This is a genomic window from Geobacillus sp. C56-T3 (assembly GCF_000092445.1).
In the GTDB taxonomy this organism is placed as follows: Bacteria; Bacillota; Bacilli; order Bacillales; family Anoxybacillaceae; genus Geobacillus; species Geobacillus thermoleovorans.
Genome location: NC_014206.1, coordinates 1708491 through 1726708, shown reverse-complemented (window position 1 = coordinate 1726708; position 18218 = coordinate 1708491). Strand labels below are relative to the sequence as shown.

At 48.5% G+C, this 18218-nt stretch carries 13 protein-coding genes and 2 pseudogenes; all 15 read right to left on the bottom strand.

Annotation, left to right across the window (positions count from 1 at the left end; translation table 11 throughout):
* Positions 1-162: 162 nt before the first annotated feature.
* A pseudogene (locus GC56T3_RS08620) lies at positions 163-1908 on the bottom strand (glycoside hydrolase family 127 protein); the annotation flags it as partial.
* Positions 1909-2060: 152 nt separating this feature from the next.
* Positions 2061-3116 (bottom strand): RNA-guided endonuclease TnpB family protein, encoded by a 1056-nt coding sequence (locus GC56T3_RS08615; RefSeq protein WP_013145176.1) that lies wholly within the window; start codon positions 3114-3116, stop codon positions 2061-2063.
* Positions 3117-3254: 138 nt separating this feature from the next.
* A pseudogene (locus GC56T3_RS20300) lies at positions 3255-3458 on the bottom strand (glycoside hydrolase family 127 protein); the annotation flags it as partial.
* Positions 3455-4666, bottom strand: coding sequence for an iron-containing alcohol dehydrogenase (locus GC56T3_RS08605; protein WP_013145175.1), 1212 nt, complete (start codon positions 4664-4666; stop codon positions 3455-3457). The pseudogene GC56T3_RS20300 and the gene GC56T3_RS08605, both read right to left, overlap by 4 nt.
* Entirely contained in the window at positions 4663-5463 is an 801-nt protein-coding gene (locus tag GC56T3_RS08600; RefSeq protein WP_013145174.1) for an HAD-IIA family hydrolase, read from the bottom strand. Before GC56T3_RS08600 ends, GC56T3_RS08605 begins: the two co-directional genes overlap by 4 nt.
* 25 nt (positions 5464-5488) lie before the next feature.
* Positions 5489-6541 carry an aldose epimerase family protein gene (locus tag GC56T3_RS08595; RefSeq protein WP_013145173.1) on the bottom strand — a complete coding sequence of 351 codons (1053 nt, stop codon included), beginning with the start codon at positions 6539-6541 and terminating at the stop codon, positions 5489-5491.
* A gap of 22 nt (positions 6542-6563) precedes the next feature.
* Complete coding sequence (locus GC56T3_RS08590) at positions 6564-7559, bottom strand: Gfo/Idh/MocA family protein (RefSeq protein ID WP_013145172.1); 996 nt, start codon at positions 7557-7559, stop codon at positions 6564-6566.
* Between the two features lie 62 nt (positions 7560-7621).
* Positions 7622-9130 carry an alpha-N-arabinofuranosidase gene (locus GC56T3_RS08585; RefSeq protein WP_013145171.1) on the bottom strand — a complete coding sequence of 503 codons (1509 nt, stop codon included), beginning with the start codon at positions 9128-9130 and terminating at the stop codon, positions 7622-7624.
* A 31-nt stretch (positions 9131-9161) separates the two neighbouring features.
* Complete coding sequence (locus tag GC56T3_RS08580) at positions 9162-10007, bottom strand: carbohydrate ABC transporter permease (RefSeq protein ID WP_013145170.1); 846 nt, start codon at positions 10005-10007, stop codon at positions 9162-9164.
* A 3-nt stretch (positions 10008-10010) separates the two neighbouring features.
* Positions 10011-10919 carry a carbohydrate ABC transporter permease gene (locus GC56T3_RS08575; RefSeq protein WP_031212609.1) on the bottom strand — a complete coding sequence of 303 codons (909 nt, stop codon included), beginning with the start codon at positions 10917-10919 and terminating at the stop codon, positions 10011-10013.
* A gap of 151 nt (positions 10920-11070) precedes the next feature.
* Positions 11071-12381: an ABC transporter substrate-binding protein gene (locus tag GC56T3_RS08570; RefSeq protein ID WP_013145168.1), complete on the bottom strand. Its 1311-nt coding sequence runs from the start codon at positions 12379-12381 to the stop codon at positions 11071-11073.
* A gap of 463 nt (positions 12382-12844) precedes the next feature.
* Positions 12845-14335: an L-arabinose isomerase gene (gene araA / locus GC56T3_RS08565; RefSeq protein WP_013145167.1), complete on the bottom strand. Its 1491-nt coding sequence runs from the start codon at positions 14333-14335 to the stop codon at positions 12845-12847.
* A 16-nt stretch (positions 14336-14351) separates the two neighbouring features.
* Positions 14352-16046: a ribulokinase gene (locus tag GC56T3_RS08560; RefSeq protein ID WP_013145166.1), complete on the bottom strand. Its 1695-nt coding sequence runs from the start codon at positions 16044-16046 to the stop codon at positions 14352-14354.
* Positions 16047-16062: 16 nt separating this feature from the next.
* Positions 16063-16749 (bottom strand): L-ribulose-5-phosphate 4-epimerase, encoded by a 687-nt coding sequence (araD, locus tag GC56T3_RS08555; protein WP_013145165.1) that lies wholly within the window; start codon positions 16747-16749, stop codon positions 16063-16065.
* 94 nt (positions 16750-16843) lie between these two features.
* The gene (locus GC56T3_RS08550) at positions 16844-17938 is read right to left on the bottom strand and encodes a GntR family transcriptional regulator (protein ID WP_013145164.1); all 1095 of its coding nucleotides are present in this window, start codon (positions 17936-17938) and stop codon (positions 16844-16846) included.
* Between the last annotated feature and the right edge of the window lie 280 nt (positions 17939-18218).

Below are 18218 nucleotides of genomic sequence, written 5' to 3'. Positions count from 1 at the left end.
AGTGGCTTCTACATAATTTGTATAGAACACAAACAAAGATTGTCGAAACAAAAAACTGGTCGTGTACGGTTCATCAACCATCCGACCAGCTCATTCATTCACCTCGGTATTTCATCTTAATTTCCAAATCATTTCACACAGTGAATAGCAACATCGATAGTTCTATTTCTCATTCACCCACACCGTCATCTCCCCTTCCCCACGGTTGCACCAGGCATAATAAGGAATCGCTCGGAACGGAACTTGATAGGTTCGGGGTTCAATCGGTCGATACAATTCATCATTCCATGCCGACTCATCGACCCGCTCAGCGGTTCCAGTGATTACTACAACCCCTTCTAACAAGTCTGGCTCAAAGTTCGCCTCAAGCTTGGCATCGCGTGGGAGGAACAAATTCGCTAAATTTGGCCCATTATCAACTTCTTCCAAACAATACACAATCGGCCCGCGCTGCAACGCAACTTTTCCGACATTGGCACGCACTTGGGGATGCGCCTTAATCCGCTCGACCGGCATCGGGAAGTGAAGGACCATTTCGTCCCCTTGTCGCCACACTCGACGGATATAAGCGTACCCTTTTTTGGTCAGCGGCGCAATGTCTACGTTTTCCCCATTGATCGTTACCTCCGCTCCCCGGCACCATCCAGGAATGCGCAATCCAAGCGTAAATTCCTGGGCTGATTCCGGCGAAATCGTCAATCGAACCGTTCCATCCCAAGGATAATTCGTCTCTTGCACGATCTCGACTGACCGCCCGCCCATTTCTGTTTGAATGTCGCTGCCGACATAAAGGTGGACGAACAACGCATCCGATGTTTGTGAATAAATGTAATGGCCGATCGAGGCGATGAGACGGGCCAAGTTCGGCGGGCAGCACGCACAGCTGAACCATTTTTGCCGCACCGGTTTCACATGGCGTTTGTCATGGCGTTCACATGCCTTCGGCCACACTTCGAGCGAGTTGACATAAAAGAATCTCTTGCCGTCCAAATCCATGCCGCTGATGGTTCCATTGTATAACGCCCGTTCCATCACATCCGCGTACTTCCCGTCCATCTCCAGTTCCAGCATGCGGCGGGCCCAAAACACTAACGCAATTGACGCACATGTCTCGGCATAGACCGTATCATTCGGCAAATCAAAATCAAACGTAAACGATTCTCCAAAAGCGCTCGAGCCGACGCCGCCCGTGATATACATTTGTCGTTTTGTCACGTTTTCCCATAACGTTTGGCACGCTTGTTTCAACGATTCGTCTCCCGTTTTCGCCGCCAGTCCAGCCATGGCGGTATACATATAGAGCGCCCGCACCGCATGCCCGACAGCTTGTTTCTGCTCTCTGACTGGAATGTGTGCTTGATGGTAGCGATACCCGCCGTCATACCAAAATGGCCTCATTTCCCCTCTTGCTTCTTTTTCCCGATCAAAGTAATGAGGTTGCTGCCCGCGCTGGTCAATAAAATATTGGCTCAATTTTAAATAGTTCTCGTTTCCAGTCGCCTCATACAATTTCAGCAGCGCCAACTCAATTTCCTGATGTCCGTCGTATCCAGGAATTTGGCCTTCCCCGCGGCCGAATACCGTACCGATATAGTCGGCATACTTGCACATGATATCCAAAAAGCGCCGTTTGCCTGTGGCCCGGAAATAAGCAACTGCCGCTTCCATCAAATGGCCCGCACAATACAATTCATGGTTGTCCCGCAGGTTCGTCCAACGTTTACCGGGTTCCTTGACCGTATAATACGTATTGAGATAGCCGTCCGGCTACTGAGCGCGGCCAAGCAGCTCAATCACGTCATCCGCGAGTTTTTCCAATTCTGGGTCGCGCTCCGCCTCCAACAAATACGCCACCGCTTCGAGCCATTTCGCTACATCGCTGTCTTGAAAGACCATCCCTTGACACTCCACACGGCTCAAGCCGTGGGATTCTTGGGTCGTTCGCGTCCTCCTCCATTTCTGGTTCGGACAATGCCCAAGTTTAGGGGTGTGTCATCACCCCGTCCCATCGGGTTAGAGTGTACCCCGATGGGCGGCGCACCTGTGACCAGTGCGCTAGGTTAGGAGACGAAGCCCGAAATCGCTTTGGCGATGTTGATGGCGCCATTCAAGTCGGCGTGGAGAGTGTATCCACACCTTTGGCATCGGAAGCGGATGCCGTTTCGATTCGCTTTCTCCCGATGACCACACTTGCACGTTTGGCTCGTATAGGTCGGATTCACCCACTCGACCCGAATGCCTGCCATTTCGGCTTTATAGACAATCATCGTTTGCAGTTGATGGAACGCCCACGAATGAAGATTTCGTCCTGCTTCTTTTGCCGATGTTGCCCGCTTTCGAATCCCCGTCAACTCTTCCATCCGAATCACGCCAACACCGTTGGCGAGCGCAAAGTTGACGATTTGACGGCTGATTTTGTGGTTCACATCCTTCATCCAGCGGGACTCTTTGTTTCCGATTTTTCGCACCGCATGGAGTTTCTTATTTCTTTGCAATGTGCGCCGAAGGGCGGCATATCGTCGGCGAATAAAGGCGCATTGGTTCCCTTTGAAAAACAACGATTTCGTGCCTACGCTGGCAACGGCGATATAGCGAAGTCCAAGGTCAACGCCCATCACCTTTGTTTCGTGCCGCGGCTTGACTTCAAAGGTGATGGCGATCGCCAAATACCATTTCTTTCTCTTTTTGTAGAGCTTGGCAACCCCTTGTTTGGCGGTTCCATGGATAAGCCGATTCAGCCACGTTTCCTGATAGGAACGCGCGACGACCGGTACGCCAATTCGCTTCTCCAGTGTGGGGAAGGAAACCGTGTAGAACGCTCCTTTCTTTTCCACCTTTACGTTTTGATTGTTAAAGCAACACCAGAATGTTCGGAACTTCTTTGCCTTTTGTTTTTTCTTTTGGGCCTTCACTTCTCGAATCGTCTGATTCACGACGGCGGAAGGAAACCGCTGCAGCGAAAACTCCTTAAAAATTTTGCTCGTCGCTTGATTCAGCTCGGGATGATTCAACAGCCAATTCGCAAACGCGGTATTCACTTCTGTCATCCGTTCATACATGTCTTGTTTGACTTTCGTTGGATTGTGCAGCTCCAGCCTGAGGGTGATCGTGGGCATGGCTTCACCCCCTTTTCTTTTGAGATTCCATACCTAAAGAGAAACATGGTGGCTCAAAGCCATCCTCTTAAGGGATTGCCGAGCAACGCCTTCTTTCCTCCCACGATTGAAACCATGGGCTTTCAGACGGCTTTTTCTGTAACACTCTCCATCCGATTCCCCTGCGGCAATGCGAAAGTTCTCAATCGCATGGCTTGGTTCAGCGCCTAGGATGCGGTCATTAAGCGCTTCCCACTGGTAAGGAACGACTTCGTTCCGGACGACATCGATATATCGTTTCCAAAACCGATCCTTGACATTTGCCCTTATTGTAGCTTTTTCCACTTTGATTCCCCCTATCATGTTCCTAAAACCCATTCATTTAAAAAGTAGAGAATCGTAAAGCGGTTCGGACGCAATCGATGAGCCTCCCGCAGACTCCGTTCAACCAACGGAAGATCGATGCCGAGTTGTTCCGGGAGAGCGGCCCCTCCTACTTTCTCTAACATAGTTCGAACGCGCCCTGGAGAGGGCAAGGATTCAAGCAGTTTCTGAATAGAAGCCGCATTGGCTTTGAGTCGTTTCCTTGCAGTTTCGTCTATTGATTTCGGCCGTTCTTCTAGTTTGTTCCATAACGGCCAAAAGACGCGTTGATAGTGTTCAATGATCATCGGAGTCGCTACGCCAACCTTCGCCCCGTGCAGCACTTGCCGCTTGTTTTGGCGCAAAAATTCCATTTCCCAGTAGTGGGACAGATGGTGTTCCGCTCCCGATGCCGAGTACGATTGCCCCATGAGCAACATCGCAATACCCGACTGCAGCAACGCATCCATTAATACTCGAATCCCTTGTTCACCGCCATCGGCAATGTCATCAATATGGTCGACACATGCTTTGAGAGATTGTTCGGTAAGCTGGTGAACAAATGGACAATACGGCTCATCGGCCATCCAGTGGGCAAACTGCCAGTCGACCAATGACGTATACTTCGCCACCATATCGCCAAATCCAGCGGCGATCATCTCTTTTGGAGCTTGGGACAACACACCTGTATGAGCAAATACAGCGACCGGCGCCTGTGCTTGAATGGTTTTTTTCACCCCACGAATGATGAGCGGAGCTCCCATTGACGTAAATCCGTCCACCGATGGGGCAGTGGGGACAGAAATGAACGGAATCTTCATTTTATAGCTGCTAAAACGGGTAATGTCATGAATCGTCCCTGCTCCTGCCGCAATGAGAACATTGACATCGTCGGGCGTTTCCAACAGCACTTGCACAATCGAACGTTCATCGGCGATGACATCCCCATTTTGATCGGGTTGCACGAGGCATATTGTATAGTGGATCGATTTGTTTTCCAGTTCATCACACAATGACTCCCCTGCTGCGGCAAACGTCCGCTCATCGGCCACCACGGCCACCTTCTCATACCGCTTATGACGCAAATAAGCAACGAGCTGCTCAAACGCGTCACATCCCACCGTCATCTGTTCGATCGGGATGTCATAATGACGGTGGCCACAATCGCATTGTTTCACCAATGGCACGATTTCTTCTATTGAATTCACTGCACGATCTCCTTTCCGAGCCCCACGATATCATAAATGGAATCCATCACATAATCCGGCCGTTCTTTTTCCCTCCATGCCTCTAATTCGTTGCGCTTCGTATTTCCTGTCAGCACAAGAGCGGTTTTCATACCGTACATTCTCCCCATGCGAATATCCGATTCCACGCTGTCACCAATGACGAGACAGCGGTTAGGAGGCACCTTCAGCTGCCGCAAAGCTGCTTCAGCCATAAAGCAAGAAGGTTTTCCTAGCACGACTTCCACTTTTCGGGCTGTTGCCGCTTCAATCGCTCCTACCATCCCGGCGACATCAATGGCATTCCCATGTTCACTCGGAAACGTTTTATCGATGTTGGTCGCGATCATTCGTGCTCCATGATGGACAGCACGAAATGCCAAATCCAAATCGCGGTATGTCATCGTTTCATACAGTGTGATGATGAGAAAATCTGCGTCTTCCGGAGCTGGCGCCAACGGCACCTGGTGATGCCGCAGCTCCTCACGCAATCCTTCGTCGCCTAACGTCCAAACTTGGCATAGCGGATAATGTTTCCGCAAAAATTGGGCTGTTACCGTTGAGGATAAAATAATGTCTTCCTCCCCCGCCGCAATTCCAAACCGTCCAAGCCGTTCATGGCACATGCGCCGCGACCAATTGCCGCGATTGCTGACGAACACGATTCGTTTTCCAAGAGAACGGAGGTAGGCAACCGCCTCATCCGCATGCGGAATGAGTTCATTTCCCTTCCATATCGTCCCATCGAGATCAATCAACACCCCTTCGATTTCCTCCATCAAGGGCCATCCGCCTCCTATCCGTCTATGACGTCCGCACGCCAAACCGATAGACCGTCGTTGATGCTCGCTCTTTGCCAGCTGGCAATACGATCGACGGAAACTGCGGATGATGAACCGCATCCGGCAGCCCTTGTGTTTCAAGGCAGATGCCTAAATATTTCCGCGACGGCACGCCGCCTAGATCCAACCCTTCCGGCAACTGGTTCGATGTATACACCACCACGCTGACCTCATCCGTCTCCACCGTCAGCACCCGCCCGCTCTTCGGGTCAGAAAGCACAATCTCTTTGTCATGATGCCGATCGAGCCAAAACGGATGGTCATAACCCCCGCCAACGAGTTCAATTTGCGGATGCCCGGATTCGACCGCCTCCCGGATCGCCTTTCCTTGCCGCAAGTCAAACGGCGTGCCAGCGACATCCAAGATGCGGCCCGTCGGAATCAGCTCCTCATTCAACTCGAGCACACGCGAGCTTTGGATCGTCAACGTGTGATCCAAAATATCGCGCTTGCCGTTGCCGCTTAGGTTAAAATACGTATGGTTCGTCAAATTGACGAGCGTCGTTTTGTCCGAACGAGCTCGGTGTGTGACGATCCATTCGTTGTCATTGTTCAGCCAATATTCCACTTGAACATGAACCGTTCCCGGGTACCCTTCCTCCCCGTCCGGGCTTGTGTATGAAAACACGACCCCCACCGCACCGTCGCGCCAAACGGGCTCGGCCTGCCAAAGCACGCGGTGGAATCCGTTCGGACCGCCGTGCAAGTGGTTGTTGTTTTCGTTTTTCGCCAGTTGATATGTGATTCCATCAAGTTCGAAGCTCGCCCCGCGAATGCGCCCCGCCACCCGGCCGATTACGGCGCCGAAATAAGGGGCGTTCTCAACATACGGTTCAAATCGTCCAAACCCGAGCACGACATTTTCGATATTGCCGTTCCGGTCGGGAACGCGGAGGTCCGTCACGATGCATCCGTAGTTTGTCGCCGACAGTTCCATGCCGCGATCATTGACCAAGGTGAACAACAGAATATCATTTCCATTCAGTTCGGACCACTTTTCGTATGTAATGTTCATCTCGATTCTCCTTCCTTTATAACTATAACCGCACGATCGCTCCCGTTTTCATCGATGTGCGGCAAGCATCGAGCGTCCGCGCCTGTTGGACCATGCGCTCCGGGGAATATAACAGCGGCGACCCTTCGAGAATGGCGCGCGAAAAGTGCTCAATTTGCAGCACATATTGGTCGCCAAACACGGTTTCCTCTCGCTCGCTTCCATCAGCCGTTGCGACCGTAATCCGTCCCTTTCCCCCGTCCACATCCGGCCGGTACGCCCGCGAAACAACAATGTTTCCTTTCGTGCCGATGATTTCGTACTCATTTTTGAAGAACATATCGAAGCTGCATGTGAACTGGGCGAAAACACCGTTTTCCATCCTCATCCATCCGTTCGTCGTCAAATCGACCGAACGATGCGGATCAAAACGAGATTGGACGAACAGCTCAACGGGCTCGGCATCAAGGATGTGTCTCGTCGAGTGCACGCAATAGCAGCCCACATCGAGCAGGCTTCCCCCGCCAAGCTCATCGTTCATGCGGATATTCGTTTCTCGGTCTTGCAAGTAAAAGGAGAAATGGGTGCGCATATACTTGACTTCGCCGATCTCGCCAGCAGCCAAAAGCTGTTTGACCCGTTCGTGCTGCGGATGAAACTGGTACATGAACGCCTCCATGAATAAAACACCGTTTTCCTCGCATACCTCTATCATGCGCCGGACATCTTCTTCACATAAGGCAGCCGGCTTTTCACAAAGCACGTGCTTTTTCTTCCTCGCCGCTTTGATTGTCCATTCAGCGTGCAGGCTGTTCGGAAGCGGGATGTACACTGCGTCGATGTCAGGATCATCGAGCAACTGACCATAGCTGTCATACGCTTTCGAAATGCCGAGCTCCCGCGCCGCTTGCTTAGCTTTCCCGCTCTCACTGGCGATGGCCACGACTTCAGCGTAATCCGCCCGACGAATGGCGGGAATCATAACGTCTTTGGCAATGGCAGCTGTACTCATAATACCAAAGCGGACTTTACGTCCCATATTTCGTCTCTCCTTCCCGTTTTCAAAGGGATAGGCTGGCCATCAGACCAGCCTTCACTTTCTTATCGTTTTCCTAAACGAATGACGTTCCACGACAACTTCGGCAACGTCGCCGACACTTTTCCACCGGACGACTGGGCATCGCCGTTGCGGTGCGGAACGACCGGAGACGATTGCGCGGAATTCGTTTGTTTCACATTTTCATGTTCCAACACGATATGTTCAATAACACGATAATCCTCAAAACTGCGGACATCGCATTCGAGCAGCAACGCGTCTTCCATATCACGGTTGACCGCAAAAATCGTCACTTCTTCTTTTTCTTCATTGTAAACAGCGATCGACTCTAAATACGGAACATCTGTGAAGTCTTTGCTGTCGTATTTCGGGCTGGAAATCACCGGATGCAACGCCACTCCTCTGCCATAAACAGATGCATGCATAAACGGATAATAAATCGTTTGTTTCCAAGCCGGCCCGTTCTTTTCCGTCATGATTGGCGCAATGACATTTACTAATTGGGCCAAACAAGCAATCTTCACCCGATCCGCATGTTTCATTAACGTAATGAGCATGCAGCCGACAAGAAGCGCATCTTCAAAGTTATAAATATCTTCCAACAGAGGCGGCGCAACGGTCCACGGCTCAATTTGCTTATCCGCCTCATTTGAGTGGTACCATACATTCCACTCATCAAATGAAAGATGGATCGTCTTCTTGCTTCGTTTTTTCGCCTTCACATAATCGGCAATCGCCACAACCGAACGGATAAAATCATCCATTTCCAGCGACAGCGCCAAATAATTGGCCGTATCATTGTCCCGGTTTCCATAGTATTGATGGAGAGAAATATAATCGACGTACTCATACGTATGATCAAGAACGGTCGCTTCCCATTCCGCAAACGTCGGCATATTCCGGTTCGAACTGCCGCAGGCGACGAGTTCAATGGTCGGGTCGACCCACTTCATCACTTTTGCGGCTTCGCAGGCAATCCGCCCATACTCCACCGCGGTCTTGTGGCCAATTTGCCACGGACCGTCCATCTCATTGCCCAAGCACCACGTTTTAATTTTATGAGGCTCTTTGTAGCCGTGGGCAATGCGCAAATCGCTGTAGTATGAGCCCGATGGGTGGTTGCAGTATTCGACTAAGTTGCGTGCTGCATCAATGCCTCGTGTCCCTAAGTTGACAGCCATATTTACTTCGGCCCCGACCATCTTGGCCCAGTCCATAAATTCATTCAACCCGATTTCATTCGTTTCCACCGACCGCCATGCCAAATCCAACCGCCGTGGCCGCTTTTCTTTCGGCCCAACGCCATCCTCCCAGTTGTAGCCGGACACAAAATTCCCGCCCGGATATCGTATAATGGGCACTTGTAACTCTTTGACCATTTCAATGACATCTTGCCGAAAGCCGTTTTCATCGGCCTGCGGATGGCCCGGTTCATAAATCCCCCCGTATACCGCACGGCCGAGGTGCTCGATAAAAGAACCGTAAATGCGTTTGTCGATTTCAGCGATTTTGAAGTCTTTTTCGATGATCATGGTTGCTTTTTTCACACTCATGGTTAATACATCCTTCCTACGTTTATTGTTATTAACCTTTTACTCCACCGACCGTTAAACCAGAAACAAAGTAGCGTTGGAAGAATATGAATAATATAATAATCGGAAGAATCGTTAACAGAGACCCCGCAATTAAAATATCATAGTTATTGCCATAAGGAGTTAACAACCCAGATAAACCGATTGGCAAGGTGAACATATCCTCCGTTCGCAGAATAATTGTTGGCCATAGAAAGCTATTCCAGTAACCCATTGCCTGTAAAATAGCCATCGCTCCAAACGCGGGCTTCATCAACGGAACCATAATGCTGAAAAAAATTCTAAATTCCGAACACCCATCTATTCTAGCTGCATCAAGCAATTCCTTTGGCAAACCTAACGCGTATTGTCTAAAAAAGAAAATAGCGATAGGGGCTACCATGGTAGGAACAATAACTCCCCAGTATGTGTTAATCATTTTGAAGGACACCATCAACTTGTATAAAGGTAACATCAAAATTTCAGTCGGAATCATCATGACAGTCAAAACAAGAATAAAAATTACATTTCTGCCCTTGAAATTGTATACTGCCAACGCATACCCAACCATAGAGGAAAATAGTAAAGATAACACAGTTCCGACAGCAGTAATAATCAAACTATTTTTATACCAAGTCAGATATTTTGCCCCTTCTTGGAAGAGGTAAATGTAGTTCTTGAATGACAACAAATGTGCCTGTAATTTTAAATTTAACCCATATCTAAGCAGCTCCGTAGACGGCTTAAAGGATGCCAGTAATAACGCAAAAAACGGGAAGAGTGCGACAACAGCAAAAAGCGACAACATTAATACGACTACCGCCTTTGCAACTGGGTGAATTTTTGCTGTCTCTGTCATTCTCTATCCCTCCTTCCTGAAGGCTCCGGTAACCTTCAACTGAATAATATTAATAACAAATACGATGATTAGCAGCACAATCCCGACAGCAGAACCGAATCCCATATCATTGTTCATAAAGCCTTCTTGGTAAATATAACCTACTAAAGTAAGTCCAATATCACCAGGAGACTGATTTTGCCAAAACACAAAACTCTCCTCGTACATTCTAAAACCGCCAAAAATACTAATCGTTAACACATAAATTACCACTGGCTTTAAAAGTGGAAGTGTAATATAAAAAAACTTCCTAAATGCCCCAGCTCCGTCCATTTCTGCCGACTCATAAAGTTCCTTCGGGATATTTTGCAACCCCGAGAGAAAATACAAAATATTCACCCCTAGCCACTTCCAAGACGCTAAAAATACCATTAAAAACATTCCCGTTCCCCAATGCATTGTCCACTGCTGGGCTGGCAGCCCTAGCCATTTCAAGAGCGTATTCGCAGGAGCTGATTCCAACTCCCCGAAGATTAAGCGGAACACTACACCAACTACGATGGTAGAAGTTAAAGCCGGTATAAAATAGGCAGAGCGAAAAAAATTACGTCCCGGTATAGCCTTAGAATTCAAGATGACCGCTAGCACTAAAGGAAGCGGGATCAGAATAATTAGTGTCCAAATAGTGTAAATTGTTGTATTACGCAAGGCTGCATAAAAATGCGGATTGAGTAATTTTTTGTAATTTTCTACCCCAATAAATTTTGTTTCTCCAGGTAATACTTCTTGAAAACTCATTATGATCGTCGAAATGGAAGGATAAAGGAAAAATAGTAAAAAGGACAGGATAAACGGTGATACAAAAATATACGGAGCAGCCTTTTGAGAAAAAATAATCCCGTTTCCTGTTCGTTTCCGGGGTACTGTTTGCATTGAGCAGCCTGGTTTATTTTCCACCGCGATACCCCTCCTGATTTAATCGTTGGTTGTATCATCCCCGAGCCAAAAAACATAGAGTGGTGAGGGGAGACGTCGTGCCACGGCATCAATCAAATCTCCCCTCTATCATTCAAGCTACTCCTGTTTATTGTTTTCTCATTTCATCTGCCACTTTTTTCAGAGCTTGCTCTGGGGACATGCTCTTTTCTTTTAAAACCTTGTACAAAACCGTTTGGACCACTAACTCATTCATTTTTGGAGTGTTTTCAGTCACTGTCGGCGAATTGATTTCGTCTTTCACACTCATAAGAACATCGAAAATATAATCACCAAAGTATTCTGTATATTTATTCGGCTCTTTCAGCGCAGGATCACTCCAAACATCCCAACGAATCGGATCAAATCCAAGTTGTTTCCAAATTTGGATGTTAGCTTCCTTAGATAATTTAGCAAACGCTAAAAACTCCTTCGCCAGCTCTACATTCTTACATTGGTTAGTGATAGCGGTTCCAGTGCCGCCCATGCCTGCTGACCGCTTTCCATCTGCCGTCCATTTTGGCATCGGTTTAATGATTATTTTCCCTTTTAAATCTGGCATGTAGTCGGTAAACCGCACCATGTACCACATCGGCATCACAACAGATGCAGCCCCGCCTTTATTCATAAACCCATAATATTCTTCTGCATGATGGTTCCCACCCGGAGCAGCTATAGCAATTTTTTCATCTAACAGTTGTTTCAAAAATGTTAATGTTTTTATGTTGATATCGTTATCTAAAATTACCTTTCCGTCCTTATCGTAAAAATCAGATCCTTGTTGTACAACTAGGGGCCAGTAAGTCCATGGACCGTCTGTTTCAATTGTCATCATCGGCTTTCCTGTAGCGCTAACTACCTTCTTACCTGCCTCTCTAAAATCATCCCATGTAACGATTTCGTCGGGGTTTACCCCTGCTTTATCCAATAATTCTTTATTATAGTAAATGACGGTCGCACCGACGTGAAAATCAATTCCATAGTACTTTCCATCTTTAGAGTAGATATCGAATCTTGATTGAATAGCTTTGTCTTTTACGGGGTCTATAATGTCATTTAACTCTACTAACTGCGGTTTTCCTTTTAAATAGTTGGAGAAACGAGAAATCTCAATATCTACAATGTCCGGCGCTCCTACTCCGGATTGCAAAGATAAAAGCAGTTTGTTATGCATGTCATCATACGGATAAGTGGTAGTTTCTAGCTGAATCTTTTTGTCAGGGTGTGTTTTATTCCACTCATCAGCCATAAACTCGAAAAACTTTGCATGTTGCTCTCCAAATGTCCATAATGTCAGTTTAGTGGCACCATTTGCGCCTTTGCTCGATTGACCAGAATTGCTTGAGTCACCTGAACAACCAGCTAAAAACGTTGATACAGCCATAAATAAGACTAGTAGCAATAAAGACCTCTTTTTCATCGGTTTACCTCCCCCCCTGATTTCAAGCGCGGGTCAACTACTGTTTACGCCATGTTGCTACTATCGTTGAAAACGCTTTTAAAACTAACCACCTCTCCCCCTTTGTTTATTTCAAATCCTTTTTATAAGGATCTGAAAACAATTTGACCTTACAAATAGTATGTTTTATCCTAATACCGTTTTATATTGTACGTATAACTTTTAACTTCATTGTACCATTGTATATATTTTTTTCAATACAAAATTTAAAAAAATCAAGAAATAATTTTTATCCACCTTAAAATTGATACCGAAAGTTGTCCATATAACTTCCGTTACGTTGATGACTTTGCTTACACATTCGAAATTACCTCTCTTCTGTTAATGGCCAACTTTTATGTATGATAAAAACGAAGGACATGAGCCCTCCTTCCAGCCCATGTCCTTGGTGTTGTGCCGTATGGATTTGCACGCTGGCTTCACCTTACCGTCCCCGCCAGAATACTTCATTCCATCTTAGTTCGTTCTTGAATGAGGAGACGGACGTATGTTCATTGATCACGACACATTCAATCCCTGCCATTTCCGCAAAGTCTTGCAGCTGTTCTGTTGTAACCGCAAATGAGAAGCACGTATGGTGGGCGCCGCCAGCTAAAATCCATGCTTCAGCGGAGTCGCGGAGCGACGGGCGAGGCTTCCATAAAATGCGGGCGACTGGTAATTTCGGCATGTCGTGTTCCGGTTTCACCGCATCGACTTCATTGACGATGAGTCGGAAACGGTGCCCTAAGTCGATCAATGACGCGTTGACCGCCGCACCCTCGCCGCCGTCAAACACAAGACGGGCCGGATCTTCTTTTCCACCGATGGAAAGCGGATGGACTTCGATTCGCGGCCGGGTCGCTGCAATAGTCGGGCATACTTCCAACATGTGGGCGCCAAGAATCATTTCATTACCCGGCTCAAGGTGGTACGTGTAATCTTCCATAAATGACGTCCCTTTTCCATCAGCCATCACTTTCATTAGCCGGACAAGCGCAGCCGTTTTCCAGTCTCCCTCGCCTCCAAAACCGTATCCTTCCGCCATGAGTCGCTGAACGGCAAGTCCCGGGAGCTGCTTCATCCCATGCAAGTCCTCGAACGTCGTCGTGAAAGCGGTAAAGTTCCCATCCTGCAAAAAGGCTTTCAGCCCGAGTTCAATCCGCGCCTGTTCACGAATTGATTCGCGAACGGGCCCTTCTTGGCGGCCGGCGGGTACAATGTCGTACAGCTCCTCGTATTCATCGAGCAACTCGTTCACTTTTTGTTCAGAAACATCGCGGATGTATTGCACCAAATCCCCGATGCCATAGCCGTTGACCGACCAGCCGAATTGAATTTGCGCTCCGACTTTGTCCCCTTCCGTCACAGCCACTTCACGCATGTTGTCGCCAAAACGAGCCACTTTTAGGTTGCGGCTTTCCGCAAAGGCGACGGCCGTCCGCATCCATTTCGCCAGCCGCTCGCGAACACTCGGGTCTTCCCAATGCCCGACGATCACTTTCCGGGCCACGCCCATTCTCGCGCCGATAAATCCGTATTCCCGATCGCCGTGAGCCGATTGGTTTAAGTTCATAAAGTCCATGTCGATGCTGTCCCACGGAATATCACGGTTAAATTGGGTGTGAAGATGCAATAACGGTTTTCGCAGCTCCAAAAGGCCGCCAATCCACATCTTCGCTGGCGAGAATGTATGCATCCAAGTGATGACCCCAGCGCATTGTTCGCTCGCATTCGCCTCAAGGCAAACGCGCCGAATTTCCTCTGGCGTTGTGACAACTGATTTGAAAACAAGTGGGAACGGGAACACTGAATCTTGATTCAGCTCATTGACAATCATCATTGAATGCTCTTCAACTTGCTTTAATGCTTCTTCTCCGTACAAGTGCTGGCTTCCCGTTACAAACCAAAATTCATAAGGACGTAATGACAGCATCATTGCTCCTCCCCGTTCACGATAAAGTCATAGATTCTTTCGCCGCTCGTGCGGTTTCTTTCCAATGCTTGAGCCGTTTCATGACATCGTTTTCCCCACGGCCGAAGTAGTCATGCAACTTCGTATATTCTTGGTACAACTGCTCGTACATCGCGACATTCTCCGGAATCGGTTTGAACGTCTCTTCACGCACTTTTCCCATGTTTCGCGCCGCCTCAACGATTGATTCATAACCGCCGTTCTCTTTGCCGGCCGCGACCGCCGCGAACATGGCAGCCCCCACTGCCGGGGTTTGCTTCGACGCCGCGATTTTGATCTCGCGGTTGGTCACATCGGCATAAATTTGCATGAGCAGCTTATTTTTTTGCGGCAATCCGCCGCATGCGTACAACTCGTCAACGTTGACACCGTTTTCAACAAACGCATCAATAATTTTGCGCGTGCCAAAGGCCGTTGCTTCAAGCAGCGCACGGTAAATCTCTTCTGGTTTCGTTAGCAACGTATAGCCAATGATGAGCCCTGTTAAATCGGTATCGACCAACACGGAGCGGTTGCCGTTCCACCAGTCCAACGCAAGCAAACCAGTTTCTCCCGGTCGGTAGGCAGCAGCTCGTTTTTCCAGCCACTCATGAACGCTGACTCCTTCTTTTTCTGCCGCTTCTTTCACATAAGCCGGAACGCCTTGTTCGACATACCAAGCAAAAATGTCCCCCACCGCCGACTGGCCGGCTTCGTAACCGAAATATCCGGGAATGATGCCGTCTTCCACAACGCCGCACATGCCTTCGACGTATTTTTCTTCTGTGCCCAGCAGCATATGGCAAATCGAGGTTCCCATCGCCATCACCAGTTTGCCTGGCTCGACGACTCCGACGCCTGGTACGGCCGCATGGGCATCGACATTTCCGACGGCGACAGCTGTTCCCGGAAGGAGGCCCATCATAGCGGCCATTTCGTTCGTCAGCACGCCTGCTCTCGTACCAAGCGGAACGATCGGGCCGCGCAGTTTCGTTTCTGTTAAGTGTTCCAGCCGCGGATCAAGCGACCGAAAAAACTCCTTGCTTGGATAGCCGTCCTGTTTATGCCAAATGGACTTATAGCCCGCCGCACAGCTATTCCGGACGATATTGCCGGTCATTTTGAAAATGACCCAATCAGTCGCCTCGAGGAAAAGATCAGTTTGTTCGTAAATCTCCGGATCTTCGTTTAGAATCTGCCAAATTTTCGCAATCATCCATTCGGATGAAATTTTTCCGCCGTATCTCGGCAAAAATGCTTCGCCTCGTTTGGCCGCAATTTCATTGAGCAAGTTCGCCTCATCTTGAGCGGCATGGTGCTTCCACAATTTCACCCAACTGTGCGGACGGTTCCTGAATTCTGGCTTTAGACAAAGCGGCTCGCCAGAAGCATCGACCGGCAGCATCGTGCATGAAGTAAAATCAATGCCGACCCCGATCACATCGGCTGGGTTGACCCCTGACTTTTGCAATACCGTCGGGACAGCGGTCGCCAATACTTCAATATAATCAGCCGGGTGTTGCAGCGCCCAGTCTGGCTCGAGTTGTACGTTCGATTCTGGCAATACTTCATCAATAACTCCGTGGGGGTACGGAGTGACATGGTCCGCAATTTCGTTTCCTTCTAGATCAACGAGAACGGCTCGTCCCGATTCGGTGCCATAGTCAATGCCAATGACATACTTTTTCCCCATCTCGGTCTCCCTCCCTTTACTGCCCATAGTAAGCGTTTGCGCCATGCTTGCGCAAATAGTGGCGATCAAGCAACGTTTGGCTGATCGGCTTTGCATTTGGATTGAGCATGTACGTTCTTGCCGCCATTTTCGCCACTTCTTCCAAGACAACGGCATTATGAACGGCGTTCGCTGGATCTTTGCCCCAAGCAAACGGGCCATGGCCGTGCACCAAAACACCTGGCATTTGCAACGGGTCGAGAAAGCGGAACGTTTCCGTAATGACCTTTCCAGTCTCTAGTTCATAGGCTCCTTGAATTTCTTCATTGGTCATTGGACGGGTGCACGGAATTTCCCCATAGAAATAGTCTGCGTGTGTCGTTCCTAATGCCGGAATTCCTTTTCCGGCCTGCGCCCAAACAGTCGCCCAAGTCGAATGGGTATGAACAATTCCTCCGATCCCCGGAAATTGCTTATACAACCAAAGATGGGTAGGGGTGTCCGACGACGGTTTTAAGTCCCCTTCCATCACATTTCCAGTTAAATCCACGACCACCATATCATCAATGGTCAACTTGTCATACGCCACCCCGCTTGGCTTAATGACAACCAACCCGCGCTCCCGATCAATCCCGCTCACATTTCCCCACGTAAACGTCACGAGGCGGTATTGCGGGAGCTGCAGGTTGGCCTCTAATACGGCTCGTTTCAATTCCTCAAGCATCAGCCTCCACTCCCTCTATAAAAAAACTCCTCACCTCCATTATATTATTGTACGTACAATTTTTCTATAACTTTTTTGATGCCTCGTACATTTTTTAAATTTCCTTTGTTGAGTTACGTACAATTAGCTCTGGTCGATAAATGATATCGCCAATTTTATCGACTGATCGTTGTTCGATCATTTGAATGAGCATCTCAGCCGCTTGAACGCCCATTTCTGTTTTCGGATGGCGAATCGTCGTCAATTTCACCTCCGTCGCTGTCGCAAACGTCGAGTCATCAAACCCTACAATCGAAAGATCATCGGGAACTGACAGCCCTTGTTGGCGAATGACTTCAAGAAGCAAAATCGCCAGCTCATCGTTGTAGCACACAAAGGCTGTCGGGCGCTCCTCTTTCGGCCGCTGCAAAAACTCCCGCGCCACCTCAAGCGGCTTTGTCCATTTCTCCTCTGTTGCGTAGGAAAGAAGATACTCCGTGGCCACAGGCACCTCGTGTTGCTGATGGGCGCGAATAAAGCCGCGCAAACGATCCACCCCTTGCAAATCGTCAGTTTTAAAGAAACCGGCAATTCGGCGATGCCCTAAACGAATGAGATGATCAGTCAATAAAAATCCTCCCTGCTCATCGTCCATTTTCACGCATGGACAGCTCACTTCCAAATAACGGGCGTTAATCATGACATACGGGATGTGAAGGTTGTTGAGCGACAAGTAATAGCCAAGGTTCGGATTCCCTTGCGCGCTTTTAGTCGGCTCGATGATCAGTCCGCTCAACGGCTCCCGGATCATCTCCTCAAGCTGCTCTTTCTCTCTCTGTTTATCGTTATTCGTGCTGGCAAGCAAAAGACGGTATCCTTTTTCCCGCAGCGTGTCCTCCGCTCCTCGGACGATATGGGGAAAAATATAATCGGAAATATAGGTCGTTACGATTCCGATCGTTTTCGTATCCACCTGTTCTTTCGGCTTCGGTCGGGACACAAATGTGCCGCTCCCTTGGATTTTGTACAGCCATCCCTCCTTCTCGAGTTCTCCCAGCGCTTGCCGAACGGTATGTCGGCTTAGTTGAAACTGGTTGGCGATCTCATGCTCGGTCGGAATTTTCTCATCCGGCTTCATTTGTCCGGAAATGATCCAAGATAAAATTTCTTGTTTTAATTGCAGATATTTCGGCAGCGTTTTCTCCTTCATAGTCCACCTCAACGATAAAATAATGAGATACAAATTAATTTTATTATAGCAGTTTTTATTTGTCCGTATCATTGCGCTAAGAGCAGACGGCGGAAAATATATGAGGCGCCTGCACACGCCCTTTTTCAAGCGAAAGAGAACAGTGGGAGAAAACGCTTCAACCTCCAAAACCACTTGAAATGCGACTCGGCATACGGATCATATGAACCGATCGAACTCTTTTCGAGCATAAAAGCCCTGTGTCCATTTTTTGACCATTTGACAAAAAAGCCAAGCAATG